At 38.6% G+C, this 376-nt stretch carries 1 protein-coding gene; it reads left to right on the forward strand.

The features are described from left to right. Positions 1 to 376, forward strand: a 376-nt coding sequence (locus tag DDE80_RS15880) for an RNA-guided endonuclease InsQ/TnpB family protein (RefSeq protein WP_153060956.1), incomplete at both ends; no start/stop codon positions are given.

A 376-nucleotide genomic window follows, 5' to 3' on the forward strand; every position in this document is an offset into this window, starting at 1 on the left:
GGTGAGAAAGCCAATTACCCACGTTTTTATCGACAATCATTAGACAAATTAGCAAAAGAACAACGCATCCTATCTCGTAGAAAGAAAGGTTCTGCACGTTGGGAAAAACAACGTTTGAAAGTGGCTGAACTACAAGAAAAAACAGCCAATCAACGTAAGAACTTTCTACACCATCAATCAAAAGAATTAGCATCAACCTATGACGCTGTTATCATCGAGGACTTGGACATGAAAGGAATGTCTCAAGCTCTTCACTTTGGTAAAAGCGTTCACGACAATGGTTGGGGCATGTTCACTACATTCTTATCGTACAAGCTAAAAGAACAAGGGAAACAGCTTGTGAAAATTGATAAATGGTTCCCTTCGACTAAAAAAT

This window comes from Metalysinibacillus jejuensis (genome assembly GCF_003057615.1).
Lineage (GTDB): Bacteria > Bacillota > Bacilli > Bacillales_A > Planococcaceae > Metalysinibacillus > Metalysinibacillus jejuensis.